Annotated in this window: 18 protein-coding genes; 17 read left to right on the forward strand and 1 reads right to left on the reverse strand. The window is 37.3% G+C overall.

Annotated features, from left to right (window positions below; translation table 11 throughout):
• The first annotated feature begins 7 nt into the window (after window positions 1-7).
• The 5 genes from QI30_RS13405 to mtnN all read left to right on the forward strand — a co-directional run bounded on the left by QI30_RS13405 (window position 8) and on the right by mtnN (window position 4,226).
• Window positions 8-1,285 (forward strand): peptidase U32 family protein, encoded by a 1,278-nt coding sequence (locus tag QI30_RS13405; RefSeq protein ID WP_126991127.1) that lies wholly within the window; start codon window positions 8-10, stop codon window positions 1,283-1,285.
• Window positions 1,286-1,924 (forward strand): uridine kinase, encoded by a 639-nt coding sequence (udk, locus tag QI30_RS13410; protein ID WP_126991128.1) that lies wholly within the window; start codon window positions 1,286-1,288, stop codon window positions 1,922-1,924.
• Window positions 1,925-2,174: 250 nt separating this feature from the next.
• Window positions 2,175-2,648, forward strand: a complete 474-nt coding sequence (gene greA / locus QI30_RS13415) for a transcription elongation factor GreA (RefSeq protein ID WP_126991129.1) — start codon at window positions 2,175-2,177, stop codon at window positions 2,646-2,648.
• 137 nt (window positions 2,649-2,785) lie between these two features.
• Complete coding sequence (locus tag QI30_RS13420) at window positions 2,786-3,445, forward strand: DUF1510 family protein (RefSeq protein ID WP_233600589.1); 660 nt, start codon at window positions 2,786-2,788, stop codon at window positions 3,443-3,445.
• Window positions 3,446-3,533: 88 nt separating this feature from the next.
• Window positions 3,534-4,226 carry a 5'-methylthioadenosine/S-adenosylhomocysteine nucleosidase gene (gene mtnN / locus QI30_RS13425; RefSeq protein WP_126991131.1) on the forward strand — a complete coding sequence of 231 codons (693 nt, stop codon included), beginning with the start codon at window positions 3,534-3,536 and terminating at the stop codon, window positions 4,224-4,226.
• An 89-nt stretch (window positions 4,227-4,315) separates the two neighbouring features.
• On the opposite strand, the gene pssA is transcribed toward mtnN, so the two are convergent.
• Window positions 4,316-4,855 carry a CDP-diacylglycerol--serine O-phosphatidyltransferase gene (gene pssA, locus QI30_RS13430; protein ID WP_126991132.1) on the reverse strand — a complete coding sequence of 180 codons (540 nt, stop codon included), beginning with the start codon at window positions 4,853-4,855 and terminating at the stop codon, window positions 4,316-4,318.
• A gap of 82 nt (window positions 4,856-4,937) precedes the next feature.
• Here pssA and QI30_RS13435 point away from each other — a divergent pair, with 82 nt between their 5' ends.
• The 12 genes from QI30_RS13435 to QI30_RS13490 all read left to right on the forward strand — a co-directional run bounded on the left by QI30_RS13435 (window position 4,938) and on the right by QI30_RS13490 (window position 14,393).
• Complete coding sequence (locus tag QI30_RS13435) at window positions 4,938-5,714, forward strand: phosphatidylserine decarboxylase (RefSeq protein ID WP_126991133.1); 777 nt, start codon at window positions 4,938-4,940, stop codon at window positions 5,712-5,714.
• A gap of 53 nt (window positions 5,715-5,767) precedes the next feature.
• Complete coding sequence (locus tag QI30_RS13440) at window positions 5,768-6,286, forward strand: YqeG family HAD IIIA-type phosphatase (protein ID WP_029499261.1); 519 nt, start codon at window positions 5,768-5,770, stop codon at window positions 6,284-6,286.
• 3 nt (window positions 6,287-6,289) lie between these two features.
• Window positions 6,290-7,393, forward strand: a complete 1,104-nt coding sequence (gene yqeH / locus QI30_RS13445) for a ribosome biogenesis GTPase YqeH (protein ID WP_126991134.1) — start codon at window positions 6,290-6,292, stop codon at window positions 7,391-7,393.
• 11 nt (window positions 7,394-7,404) lie between these two features.
• Window positions 7,405-8,241: a shikimate dehydrogenase gene (gene aroE / locus QI30_RS13450; protein ID WP_126991135.1), complete on the forward strand. Its 837-nt coding sequence runs from the start codon at window positions 7,405-7,407 to the stop codon at window positions 8,239-8,241.
• Window positions 8,242-8,544 carry a ribosome assembly RNA-binding protein YhbY gene (yhbY, locus tag QI30_RS13455; protein WP_126991136.1) on the forward strand — a complete coding sequence of 101 codons (303 nt, stop codon included), beginning with the start codon at window positions 8,242-8,244 and terminating at the stop codon, window positions 8,542-8,544.
• Between the two features lie 11 nt (window positions 8,545-8,555).
• The gene (locus QI30_RS13460; RefSeq protein ID WP_126991137.1) at window positions 8,556-9,128 is read left to right on the forward strand and encodes a nicotinate-nucleotide adenylyltransferase; all 573 of its coding nucleotides are present in this window, start codon (window positions 8,556-8,558) and stop codon (window positions 9,126-9,128) included.
• Window positions 9,115-9,687 (forward strand): bis(5'-nucleosyl)-tetraphosphatase (symmetrical) YqeK, encoded by a 573-nt coding sequence (gene yqeK, locus QI30_RS13465; RefSeq protein WP_126991138.1) that lies wholly within the window; start codon window positions 9,115-9,117, stop codon window positions 9,685-9,687. Before QI30_RS13460 ends, yqeK begins: the two co-directional genes overlap by 14 nt.
• A gap of 2 nt (window positions 9,688-9,689) precedes the next feature.
• Window positions 9,690-10,043 (forward strand): ribosome silencing factor, encoded by a 354-nt coding sequence (gene rsfS / locus QI30_RS13470; protein WP_126991139.1) that lies wholly within the window; start codon window positions 9,690-9,692, stop codon window positions 10,041-10,043.
• A complete protein-coding gene (locus QI30_RS13475; protein ID WP_233600595.1) occupies window positions 10,036-10,776 on the forward strand; it encodes a class I SAM-dependent DNA methyltransferase in 741 nt (246 codons plus the stop codon). Before rsfS ends, QI30_RS13475 begins: the two co-directional genes overlap by 8 nt.
• Window positions 10,777-10,839: 63 nt before the next feature.
• Window positions 10,840-11,487 carry a helix-hairpin-helix domain-containing protein gene (locus QI30_RS13480; RefSeq protein WP_233600590.1) on the forward strand — a complete coding sequence of 216 codons (648 nt, stop codon included), beginning with the start codon at window positions 10,840-10,842 and terminating at the stop codon, window positions 11,485-11,487.
• An 81-nt stretch (window positions 11,488-11,568) separates the two neighbouring features.
• Entirely contained in the window at window positions 11,569-12,150 is a 582-nt protein-coding gene (locus QI30_RS13485; RefSeq protein ID WP_126991141.1) for a ComE operon protein 2, read from the forward strand.
• Window positions 12,151-12,155: 5 nt separating this feature from the next.
• Complete coding sequence (locus QI30_RS13490) at window positions 12,156-14,393, forward strand: DNA internalization-related competence protein ComEC/Rec2 (protein ID WP_233600591.1); 2,238 nt, start codon at window positions 12,156-12,158, stop codon at window positions 14,391-14,393.
• The last annotated feature ends 70 nt before the right edge of the window (window positions 14,394-14,463 follow it).

Below are 14,463 nucleotides of genomic sequence, written 5' to 3' on the forward strand. Positions count from 1 at the left end.
AAATACGATGGCAACAATTGAAATAAATAATCGTATTAGCGAGATTATCGACGGTAAACGCGTTATTACGAAAAAGCCCGAGTTACTAGCACCTGCGGGTAACTTAGAAAAATTAAAAATTGCTGTACACTATGGCGCAGATGCTGTATTTATCGGAGGCCAAGAATTTGGCTTACGCTCAAATGCAGGTAACTTTTCAATTGATGAAATGCGCGAAGGTGTTGAATTTGCAAATAAGTATGGGGCAAAAATTTACGTAACAACGAATATTTTTGCACATAATGATAATATGGATGGCCTAGAAGACTATTTAATGGCTATTGAGGGAACAGGTGTAACAGGCATTATTGTAGCGGATCCACTTATCATTGAAACATGCCGTGAAGTGGCGCCAAAACTTGAAATCCACTTGTCAACTCAGCAATCATTGTCAAACTGGAAAGCCGTACAATATTGGAAAGATGAAGGTCTAAACCGTGTTGTATTAGCACGTGAAACAGGAGCAGAAGAAATCAAATTAATGAAAGAAAATGTGGATATTGAAATCGAATCATTTGTTCATGGTGCAATGTGTATCGCTTATTCAGGACGCTGCGTGCTTTCAAACCACATGACAGCTCGAGATTCAAATCGTGGTGGCTGTTGTCAATCATGCCGCTGGGATTATGATTTATATGCTGTTGAAGACGGTGAAGAAAAACCATTATTTGAACAAGGCGATGAAGCATTTGCAATGAGTCCAAAAGACTTAAACTTAATTGAATCCATTCCTAAAATCATTGAATTAGGGATTGATTCGATGAAAGTAGAAGGTCGTATGAAATCAATTCACTATATTGCAACAGTTGTTACGGTTTACCGTAAAGTAATGGATGCGTACTGTGCAGACCCTGAAAACTTTGTTGTCAAAAAAGAATGGATAGAAGAACTTGCAAAATGTGCAAATCGTGAAACGGATTCTTCATTCTTTGAAGGCGAGCCAGGATTTGAACAACAAATGTTTGGTACTCATAGCAAACAAACTACATACGACTTCTGTGGTATGGTATTAGACTATGATGAAGAAACACAAATGATTACACTGCAACAACGTAACTACTTCAAACCAGGTGATGAAGTAGAGTTTTTCGGACCAAATATTGAAAACTTCCGCGTTGTTGTAGAAGAAATTTTTGACGAAAAAGGCAACTCATTAGATGCTGCTCGTCACCCACTAGAAATTGTGCGCTTTAAATGCCCACACAAAGTAAACTCATATGATATGATGCGTAAGGAGATGCGATAGATGACAAAAAGTCGCCCAGTTGTAATTGGTATTGCGGGAGGTTCAGGCTCAGGTAAGACGAGTGTTACACATGCTATTTTAGATGTGTTTAAAGACCGTTCTGTCGTTGTAATTGAACAAGATTATTACTATAAAGATCAAAGTCATTTAGAATTTGAACAACGTTTAGAAACAAACTATGATCACCCAGATGCATTTGATAATGCATTATTAGCTCAAGACATTAAAAAACTATTAAATCGTGAATCAATTGAAAAACCTGTGTATGATTATGCTTTACACACACGTTCAAAAGAAACCGTACACATTGAACCACAAGACGTTATTATTATCGAAGGGATTCTAGTGTTAGCAGATGAAAATTTACGTGATTTAATGGATATGAAATTATTCGTCGATACAGATGCAGATTTACGTATTATTCGTCGTATTTTACGAGACATTAATGAACGTGGACGCTCAATGGATTCAGTTATTGATCAATATTTAAGCGTTGTCCGTCCAATGCATAATCAATTTATCGAACCAACGAAGCGCTCAGCAGATATTATCATTCCTGAAGGCGGCGAAAATAAGGTCGCAATTGATTTAATGGTTACAAAAATTAAAACAATTCTTGAATCTAACAACATAGTGTAATATTATGGATAGTGAGAATTTGTCTTTTAGCTGGTAGCTTTTGCTATTTGCGACTTCAAACTAACTAATAACTATGTCGCTTACTACATTTTAGTAAGCGACATAGTATTTTTATTACTTGCCGATATGGGAGGAATAGAAATCTCGTTTAACCTTACGAACTACTGGGGATAGCTTAGTCAATAAGAGCAATCATGTTCTGTTCCTAAGAAATGGTTCAATACTGTACAGTAATTAAGGAGTGACTACCATGTCAGCAGAAAAACAATACCCAATGACTGCAGAGGGTAAAGCAAAATTAGAAAAAGAATTAGAAGATTTAATTACCGTAAAACGTCCAGAAGTTGTAGAACGTATTAAAATCGCTCGCGGCTATGGTGACCTTTCAGAGAACTCTGAGTATGATGCAGCGAAAGACGAACAAGGTTTTGTTGAAGGCCGTATTAAATTAGTTGAAACAATGATCCGTAATGCGGTTATTATTGAAGAAACTGCAGACGGTTCAGACGTATGTACGATTGGTCGTACGGTTACATTTCAAGAGGAAGATGATGAACCAGAGACATATCAAATCGTTGGCTCTGCAGAAGCTGATCCATTTGAAGGTCGTATTTCAAATGATTCGCCAATCGCAAAAGGCTTAATCGGTCATAAAGTTGGCGAAACAGTAAAAATCGTTACTCCTGGTGGCGAATTTAACGTTAAAATTATTGAAGTAAAATAATTAACTTCTAAAATAAAAAGCGGCAGGAAAATTCCTGTCGCTTTTTGTTTTGTTAGCAAAATGTAGCGTTATTGTAATATATGTAGAGCGCACGATTTATATAAAATATGCTATGATGTGTTTATGAGGTGATGATATTGAATCAACAACCACCACAACAAAGACGTCGACGATATAACCCAACGCCGGAACCAAATAAAAAATCCGATAAATTATTAAATATCGCGATTGCTGTTGTTAGTATTTTAATTGTAATCGTTGGCTATTTTGTTCTTACATATGATGGTTCTAATCAAAAAGCAGTTGATGAACCAAAAAATGAACAAAAAGCGACAGATTCAAGTGCTACAAATGCACAAAAAGCCAAAGAGCAAGCGAAAGAAGAAAAAGCCAAGCAACGTGAAGAAGATTTGAAAAAAGATATTACAGAACGTTCTACTGTAACTCAAAGCGAATCAAGCGACAGTAATGTAGAAATGACGATTGTAGATTCAGCTTGGAAAGTAACGAAAACTGAGCAAACAGAAAATATTGGTGAAGGCCACATTTCTGCTTATGATGGGACATCGCTTGACTGGCAAGAAAAAGTGAAAACATTTGCAACTGTAACAAATATTCCAGAAGAAACGATGAAAATTATTCGTGTGAAAAATGGTGGCGCAAATAATCGTACAATCGGAATTGTCACTTCTGAAGACGGTTTGAAAAAATATCGTGTGACGGTACAGTGGATTGCAGATAAAGGATGGAAAGCTGAACAAATCGATGTCTTAAAAACATTGGATGGCACATATTAAAACATAAAAAATCCTGTAGTTCTTGACGACTACAGGATTTTTTGTATATCGTATAGAAGATAGAATTTGAAAGGTGGAACCACTTATTATGAAAATCGCAGTAATCGGCGCAATGGAAGAGGAAGTAGAACTTTTACGCGCAACGTTAGAAAACACAACAACAGAAACAATCGCAAATAGCGAATATACACAAGGCACCTATAAAGATAAAGATGTTATTTTATTAAAATCAGGTATTGGCAAAGTGAATGCGGCAATGTCGACAACGATTTTACTTGAAAAATATCAACCAGATGTGGTCATCAATACAGGATCAGCAGGCGGCTATGATGCAAATCTTGATGTGGGTGCTATCGTCATTTCGGATGAAGTACGTCATCATGATGTAGATGCAACTATTTTTGGCTATGAAATGGGTCAAGTACCACAAATGCCTGTAGGCTTTAAAGCAGATGCTCGTTTAATGGAAGTTGCAGAGCAGGCCGTAGCAGAAGTTGGAGAACATCAATCAGCCACAGGATTAATTACAACAGGGGATTCATTTATGAATGACCCTGTACGCGTTGAAACAGTACGTAACTACTTCCCAACAATGAAAGCTGTTGAAATGGAAGCGGCAGCAGTTGCGCAAGTATGCTATCAATTCGCAACACCATTTGTTGTTATTCGTGCATTGTCAGATATTGCAGGGAAACAATCAGATATTAGCTTTGATGAATTTTTAACGATTGCTGCAAAACATTCAACACAAGTTGTATTAAAAGCAATAGAAAAAATGTAATTTAAAAAGGAAAGAATCGCGATTGTGCGATTCTTTTTTTTATGTAAAAAAGCACGATGGATTTATCCATCGTGCTTACATTTTGTCCACTATATTTTTTTTAGCTGAAAATTTGCAACCATTGTATAAGATAGTACAAGGAAAATAACCAAGTAAACTCCTGGATTGATAAATGGTGCAATCAAGAATGAAGCGGTTAAAATAACACCTGCTGCAGTAATAGGTAATCCCGTGAAACAACCATTTGCTTCAGTGACATTGAAGCGCGCAAGACGAAATGCGCCGCATACAATATATAATACGGCTGCAATCATACCTACAGGACCTAGTTGGAATAATACATATGAATATAATAATAAGGCCGGAGCGACACCGAATGAGATAATATCACTCATTGAGTCAAGTTGTTTACCAAGTTCAGATTCTTGGTTGAATTTTCGAGCGATTTTCCCATCGTAGCGGTCCAACAGCGCTGCAATGAAAATATAAAGGACGGCATGACTATAGGCTTCGTTAAACGTTGCCATAATCGAGGCACCACCGAATGAAATATTACATAAAGTAACAATATTCGCTAGTTGTGACTTTACTTTTTTTATAGTCTCATCGACTCTTTGGAGTAAAAACATAAATTATGCTCCTTTATTTTCTTATAGCTTTATTATACTGTTAGTTAAGAAACCAAACAGATAACAAGGGAGTTTAAACTAGATGCTTAAAGAAAAAGTATACCGCACTATGATCGAACTAACAAATAACAAAATAACATCAAAAATGCTTCAACATATAATGACGAGCCGTATTAGCAAAAGTTTCATTCCATCATATAAACAATTCTACAGAATTGATACAACAGAAGTTTCAAAAGAATTAGATGAATTTCCAACTTTACAAACATTTTTCACAAGAAAATTAATGACAGAAGCACGCCCAATTGCCTCAAATGAAATTGTTAGCCCAGTAGATGCAAAAATCGAATCTTTTGGAAATATTACAGTACAGCAAAAATTTAGGGTGAAAGGAAAAAATTATTCTCTTCAAGATTTATTAGGGAAAGAAGAACATGCGAAACGCTATGAAGAGGGGCAATTTATTGTCTTTTATTTAAGTCCAGCAGATTATCATCGTATACATAGTCCGTTAGATGCGACCGTACTTCGTCAGTATGTGCTTGGTAATCATTCTTATCCAGTGAATCAATTAGGTTTAACATATGGAAAGCAACCGCTATCGTATAATTATCGACTTGTTACGGAATTAAGCGCGACATGTGGAAACGCTGCATTTATTAAAGTGGGTGCAATGTTTGTTAATTCAATTAAACTGACAAATACGACAGAGCAATGGACAAAGGGCGAAGAAGTTGGTTATTTTGAATTTGGTTCGACAGTGATTATGCTATTTGAAAAAGATTGTGTAACATTCTTAAATAATGTTCAAAAGAACGCATCAATCCGAGTGGGTGAAGCGTTTGCGGATGTGTTATAATCGTTTAAGTAACTTGTTGCACAATGAATAATCGAAAAATGAGGGAAATAGTTTTGTATAAACGTTTTATGCCAAGAGAGTTTGTTGATTCTGTCTATGACGTGACACCTGAGAAATTACATGCTTTAGGAATTAGAGGGATTATTACAGACCTTGATAATACATTAGTAGAATGGGACCGCGCAGATGCCACGCCAGAATTAATGGCTTGGCTAAAGCTTATTCGTGATTCAGGCATTCAAGTGGTCATTGTGTCAAACAATAAAGAGGCACGTGTGAAGCATTTTGCAGCACCACTTGATTTACCGTACATTTTCCAAGCTAGAAAACCATTAACAAATGCTTTTCAGCGTGGTTTACAATTGATGAATCTACCATCACACCAAGTGTTGATGCTAGGAGACCAGATGATGACGGATATGCTTGGTGCGAATGCACTTCATCTGCATACAATTTTAGTGAAACCTGTCGCTCAATCAGACGGCCTTGTTACAAAATTAAACCGTCGCCTTGAACGTCGCGTATTTAATTATTTACGCAAAAAAGGTATTGAAACTTGGAGGGAAAAATAAATTATGAACGAAATGCCACACTGCATTGGTTGCGGCACGCAAATCCAAACGGAAGATTCAAAAGCACCTGGTTTTGCACCAGCATCTGCTTTAGAAAAAGAAGAAATTATTTGCAAACGATGCTTCCGTTTAAAAAATTATAATGAATTACAACCAGTCGCATTAACAGATGATGACTTCTTACGTATTTTAAATGGCCTTGGTACACAAAAAGGATTGATTGTGAAAATTGTAGATATCTTCGACTTTAACGGAAGTTGGTTGCCAGGCTTACACCGTTTTGTAGGGAATAATCCGGTACTCTTAATCGCGAATAAAGTCGATTTATTACCAAAATCAATTAATCCTAAAAAAGTTGTTAACTGGCTTCGTCAAGAAGCAAAACAACTTGGTTTAAAACCAATTGATGTCTTACTCGTATCTGCTCACAAAGGGACAGGCATTGAAGAAGCAATGACAAAAATTGAAGAATATCGTCGCGGTGAAGATGTCTATGTAGTTGGCTGTACGAATGTAGGAAAATCAACATTCATTAACCGTATTATCAAACAAGCAACTGGACAAGGAGATATTATTACAACATCATACTTCCCAGGTACAACACTTGATATGATTGAAATCCCATTAGATGATAAAAAAGCAATCTTTGATACACCTGGGATTATTAATCATCACCAAATGGCACACTATATTGATCCGTCAGAGTTAAAATATATTATGCCGAAGAAAGAAATTAAACCGAAAACATTCCAATTAAATGCAGAACAAACGTTATTTATTGGCGCGTTAGCACGTTTTGATTTTATTCAAGGAATGCGTTCAAACTTTACTGTGCACATTGCGAATGACTTAAACATTCACCGTACGAAGTTAGAAAATGCAGATGAACTTTATGCAACACATAAAGGGGAGCTTCTTGCGCCACCAACGAAAGAGTTTATCGAGCAATTACCAGAACTAGTGCGTCATGAATTTTCAATCAAAGAAGGAAAAACAGATATCGTATTTTCTGGTCTTGGTTGGATTACAATTCAAAATCCAGATGTTGTCATTGCAGCACATGCACCAGCTGGCGTAGAAGTAATGGTTCGTCCGTCACTTATTTAGGGGGAATTAATGTGAAAAAATGGTATGCAGTCATTGGGAATCCGATAGAACATTCACTGTCACCACTTATGCATAATACGTGGATGACAGTGGAAGAACGTGATGCGGCGTATTTACCGCTACATGTACTACCGGAAAATTTAGAGCAGGCATTTACAGGGATGAAAGTTTTAGGCATTAGTGGTTTTAATATTACGATTCCACATAAGGAAACGATTCTTCCACTCTTAGATGAACTAGATCCATTAGCTAAGAAGATGGGGGCTGTTAATACAGTCGTTCGTCTCGAAAATGGTCAGTATAAAGGATATAATACCGATGGACTTGGCTTTGTGAAATCGTTAGAAGATGCGGTAGGTACACAGCATAAGAACAAACGTCTATTAATCATTGGTGCAGGTGGGGCTTCACGAGGAATTTGTTTTGCACTCGTACAGGAGGGTTATACAAATATTGCAATTGCTAATCGTACTGTATCGAAGGCACAAGCAATTTGTAATGAACTTGACACAAATGCAGAAGCATTGTCATTAGATGAAGCGGCAACACAACTTGGTGAATTCGATATTATCGTACAAACGACTTCTGCAGGACTTAATCATAGCGAATTTGCGCTGCCATTATCACTCGAAAATTTATCTAAGACTGCAATTGTCGCGGATATTGTGTATAATCCATTAATGACCCCATTTTTAGCACAATCAAAAGAAAAGGGAGCCACGGTCGTGACAGGATTAGGCATGTTTATCCATCAAGGAGCACTTGCCTATAGTTACTGGACTGACGTGTATCCCAAAGCAGCCGTCGTAGAGGACGTTCTGCTCGCAAATTTAGGAGGAAACAAATAGATGTTAACAGGTAAACAAAAACGATTTTTACGTGCGGAAGCGCACCATTTAGACCCGATTTTCCAAGTAGGTAAAGGCGGCGTCAATGAAGCACAATGCGAACAAATTCGCCAAGCATTAAATGCACGCGAATTATTAAAAGTGCGTATTTTAGATAACTGCGAAGATGACAAAAAAGTTGTTGCAGCAGAATTAGTAGAAGGCACAGATGCAGAATTAGTACAATTAATCGGCTTAACAGTCGTATTATATAAACAAGCGTCAAAACGTGAAAACCGTAAAATCGAATTACCACACGCGTAAGGATGATGGTTATGAAGAAAATTGGTCTATTAGGTGGTACATTTAATCCGCCCCATATTGCTCATTTAATAATGGCAAATGAAGTCGCCGACCAGCTTGGACTTGATGAAGTGCGCTTTATGCCAAATGCTGTACCTCCACATAAAATAAAGCAAGGTGATGCGACTGCAGAAGAACGCCTCGAAATGACGAGGCTTGCGATTGTGGACAATCCCCGTTTTAAGCTTGAGCCTTTTGAAATCGAGCGCGGTGGAGTCTCGTATACATTTGAAACGATGACATTGTTAATGCAACGTGAAGCGGATGTAATGTTTTACTTTATCATTGGTGGAGATAGTATTGATGCACTTGGCACATGGTATCATATAGATGAGCTTATGAAAATTGTGCATTTTGTCGGGGTACAACGTCCTGGTTTTTTTGGCGAGACGACATATGATGTGGAGCTCGTTGAAGCACCTCTAATAGACCTTTCTTCAACGATTATTCGCGAGCGCCTACAAACGGGAAAAACCGTGCGCTATTTACTGCCAGAAGCAGTGGAACAATATATTCGAGAGGAAGGATTATATGGAACGCGTTAATTTACTTGCCGCGATGAAAGACCGTATGCCTGAGAAACGTTATATTCACACAATTGGCGTAACAGACACAGCAATGGCTCTAGCGGAGCAATTCGGACAAAATCCGAAAAAAGCGGAAATTGCAGCAATTTTACATGATTCATGTAAATATGCAGACCGCGAATGGATGAAGCAAACAATTATTGAGCAGAAAATGGATCCAACTTTATTGGTATATCATCATGAATTATGGCATGGACCAGTAGGTGCTTATGTGGCGAAACAAGAGTTTGGTGTAGAAGATGAAGATATGCTCAATGCGATTCGTTTTCATACAACAGGTCGAATAGGAATGAGCGATTTAGAAAAGATTATCTATATTGCAGACATGATTGAACCAAATCGTAAATTTCCAGACGTCGATATGTTGCGTGAAGCATCAAAATCAATGGAGTTAAATGACTTAATGATTACATGTCTTAGTCATTCCATTCAATTTTTGATGTCTAAACACCAACCTGTTTTTCCAGATTCATTTAATTGTTACAATGATTTATTGCTAACTAAGAAGGGAATTTAACAATGACACACAAACTTTTAGATACAGTTTTTAAAGCAGTAGATGACAAACGCGCCGAGGATATCGTCGTATTAAATATGCAAGGTATTTCTTTGCTATCAGATTATTTCTTAATCTGTACAGGTAGTTCTGAACGTCAAGTTCAAGCAATCGCTCGTGAAGTAAAAGAGCAAGCAGAAAAATCAGGGCATGAAGTTAAACGTATGGAAGGTTTTGACGCAGGTCGCTGGGTATTAGTTGATGCAGGCGATGTTGTTGCGCATATTTTCCACAAAGATGAACGTAGCTACTACAACTTAGAACGTTTATGGGGCGATGCACCAGAAACATTCGTCGCAACTGATTCAAATGAGTAATAGCTATGGTCGTTTTGCAGAAGTGTATGATGCGTTAATGACAGATATTCCGTATGCAACATATGTGGAATGGGTTAAAGAGCATGCACCGGCTGCAAACAATCAAAATTTACTAGATATTGGTTGTGGTACAGGCGTAATGGCTGTTGAATTTGCCAAAGCAGGATACAATGTAAGTGGCTTGGATTTATCAGAGGAAATGTTGATGATTGCAAGTGAACGCTGCTATGAGGAAAATGTGAATGTTTTCTTCGTATGCCAATCGATGGATGAATTAGATGGATTTAATGACTTGGATGTCGTGACAATTCCAATTGATTCATTAAACTATGTGCCAGAACAACGAGCGGTAGAACAAACATTTACACATGTATATGAAGCATTAAAAACAGGTGGTCACTTGTTCTTTGATGTCCATTCACTTTATAAAATGGATGAAATTTTCATGGATAGCCCATTCACATACGATGATGGAGACATTACGTATTTATGGGATACTGAGCCAGGTGAAGCGGCTCATTCTGTTAAGCATGATATGTTATTTTATGTTGTGACAGCTGATGGAACGTATGAACGTTTCGAGGAACAACATTATCAACGTACGTATGCGATTGAAACGTACATGACAATGTTACAACAAGCTGGTTTTACGAATATAACGGTGACAGCAGATTTTACTGATGAAGCACCGGCTATTGATTCAGAAAGAATTTTCTTTCATTGTGTAAAATAAACTTGTAAAAATTAGAAAATATTGTATATTGGAATTAGCTTCTATGAATGCCGAAAGAAAGGTGTGAAGCTAATTCCTTTTTTTATTCAAAATAAAAAATATTTTTTAATTGGCAGCGTTGTTTTAGTTGCCATCCTCTTCTATTTCTTCAAACAATCATCTACGGAACACACAACCCCTTTAGAACCTATCGAACAACTCTCAACTACTTCTAACGAACAAGTTTTATCTAAAACATCAGAATCTACTACTCAGACATCTATTCAAACAACAATAGCCGTCGATGTTAAGGGCGCTGTCAAAAATCCAGGCGTTTATACTGTAAATGCAGAAGACCGCGTATACGACGCGATAATAGCTGCAGGTGGCTATAAAAACAATGCGGATTCTAAAACGATTAATCATGCGGCACATGTACAAGATGAAATGGTCATTTATGTGCCAAAACGGGGAGAAGAGATAGAAACACCTACTGTAGCGATTACATCACAGTCTACAGAACCACAATCTTCAACAACCGCCGTTAACATTAATACGGCAGACGAAGCAGGCTTGCAAACGATTAATGGAATTGGGCCTGCAAAAGCAAAAACAATTATTCAATATCGTACAGAAAATGGTCCTTTTCAAAGCATTGATGATTTGAAAAAAGTTTCAGGTTTTGGTGATAAAACTGTTGAACGTTTGAGACCCCTTGTTACTGTACAATAGTCTGACCTCTTGTAAAACCATTGACGTCAAAAAGAGTCAAAGGATAAACTAGACAGTAGGACATCATTAGGAGGCATTCATATGGAGCGTATTACATGGGATCAATTTTTTATGGCACAAAGTCATTTATTAGCGCTACGTAGCACATGTACACGTCTAGCAGTAGGTGCGACAATTGTGCGTGATAAACGAATTATTGCAGGGGGCTATAACGGTTCGATATCAGGAGATGACCATTGCATCGATAAAGGATGCTATGTGGTTGATAATCATTGTGTAAGAACAGTTCATGCAGAGACCAATGCATTATTGCAATGTGCAAAATATGGTACACCAACAAATGGCGCCGATTTATATGTAACGCATTTCCCTTGTTTACCTTGTACGAAATCAATTATTCAATCAGGTATTAAAAATTTATATTATGCAAAAGACTATAAAAATAATACGTATGCGATTGAACTGTTTAAACAAGCAGGCGTTAATGTTGTACATGTACCATTTGATGAACGTAAGATTGACTTCTTAAGCGATGAAAAAGTCACGTTATACCTTTCATTACTCAACGAGCTGCGCGATAAAGGAGCAACGTCAGAAGAATTGGCACCTTATGAACAGAAGGTGGAGCAATTATTTGGCAAACACATTTTAGAAACGAAGTAATTTATTTGGCTTTGGCAACATTATTAGCGACAGTAGCCGCTTCGGTGTCGCCAAAGCTTTTTTTGATTTTTATTCCCTACGTCATTTTCCTTATTTGGCGTCGTCACAATACGTTATTTTTAATAACGCTACTTCTTTTAATACTTTTAACAGCTTGGCGTACACATACGACCTCACAGCTACCTACAACCCTCCCATCAACCATTCAACTAACATTTCAAGATAATACAAAAATCAACGGTCGCACGCTTCGTGGCTTTGCAATGTCCGAATACGGTCGAGTTTATGTGGCATATGCGATAGAGAGTGCAAAACAAAAAGAACAACTTGAAAATACAGCACTAACAGGTCTAACAATTCACGCAAAAGGGAAACTAACAGAACCGAATAAGCCATTGCATCGCTACCAATTTTCAATGATAGATTATTTAAAAAGTCAGCATGCTATTGGTATATATGACATTGAGGATTTTAATGTTATTCGCTATAAAACAGGAATTATGACAAAGCTTGGAAGGTATCGTTATACACTTTTAAAACATATTGATGAAACTTTTCCAGAATCGCTACAAGCGGAGGCAAAGGCTTTATTATTTGGTGATCAGCGGGATATCGATTCGGATTTATCTCGTGCTTATCAAGTATTAGGCATTACGCATTTATTTGCAATTTCTGGTCTTCATATTGCGTTATTAGGAGGAGCATTTTATCAGCTTTTACTTTTTTGTGGTTTGCGTCTTCATCATGCAAAAATAATTTTGCTCATAGCTTTGCCAATTTATGCAGTTCTTGCAGGGAGTTCAGCATCTGTCTGGCGTTCGGCAGCTATGACGATGGTTGTCGTATTATTACAGCTTAGACAAACTAAATTAACTGCTGCAGATGCATTATCATTAACTTTTATTGGATTTGTTCTCTATAATCCAAGTGTAATTTATCAAGTAGGATTTCAGCTGTCTTATTTGGCTACAGTCGCGCTTATTTATTCAACAAAAATTTTAATGACAAGTCATTGGCTAAAAAATGCTTTCTTTTTAACCTTTGTATGTCAGATGCTTGTTTATCCGCTTCTGTTACATCATTTTTATGAACTTAGTTTATCCTCGTTTTTTGTTAATATTCTGATGGTGCCTTTATTTTCATTTATTGTGTTGCCACTTAATATCTTTTTTTTGATGCTGTCGTATCTATCGCCACAGTTAAACGCGCTGTTTTTAAGTATTTATGAGCCTCTACGCGAACATTTAACGACGTTTTTACTTTGGATGTCAAAACAGCCTTATCAACTTTGGCAACCGGGTAAACCAGATATGCTGTGGTTGGGCATTGCGATGGTTGGAGTATTTATTCTTTTTTTGGCATTCGAAAAAAAACGCTATATTATAGCTAGTTGTACCATATTAATTCCTGTCATGATGCTTGAAATAAATCCATTATTAAATGATGAGCTTCGTATTACGTATTTAAGTGTTGGACAGGGAGATTGTACGATTATTGAATTGCCGCATCGCCAAGGTGTTTATGTCATTGATGTAGGTGGTGTATTACGTTTTCAAGATGAAGCATGGAAAACGAGTGATTCGCCGTATGAAGTTGGGCGACAAGTCGTCGTTCCTTATTTAAAAGGAAGAGGACTTACCACAATTGATACGCTTATTTTGACACACGCAGATGCTGATCATGTAGAAGGAGCAGAGGAAGTCATGCAATCGCTTCGAGTGAAGGAAGTGCATATTACACCGAATTCTTCACAAAAAGCAGTTATGAAAGATGTTATGGATGAAGCATTGCGTCAACATATTCCTGTACGAGAAAGAATGGCGGGTTATACTTTTAACAAAGGAGAGGTGGGTTTTTCGTATATTTGGCCACGTGATACGACGTATGAAGGAAATAATGATTCACTGGTGCTAAAAGTGTCGAAAGGCGCATTTTCAACGCTTTTAACAGGCGATATTGAAGCAGAAGGGGAATCACAGCTTCTTGATGATAAAACGCTTCATACAACCATTCTATCGCCAGGTCATCATGGCTCGAAAACGTCAAGCTCAGAAGCATTTTTACAAACAACGCAGCCGCAGCTTGCTATTTTTTCAACAGGTATTAATAATCGCTATGGTCACCCTGCGCAAGAAATTCGAGCGCGTTTTGACGCAAATTCAATTCCAACGTTAAATACAGCAGAGGATGGAACGATAGAGGTGATTGTGAAAGACTCTTGGTATGTGTTAACGAATCGTTAATTTGTATGATTTTCGATATAAGCAATAGAGGAAGGTGACTGTGGGCATTTTTTTTGTGTATACTTAACGT

The sequence above is a fragment of the Candidatus Kurthia intestinigallinarum genome (assembly GCF_003991225.1).
GTDB lineage: Bacteria > Bacillota > Bacilli > Bacillales_A > Planococcaceae > Kurthia > Kurthia populi.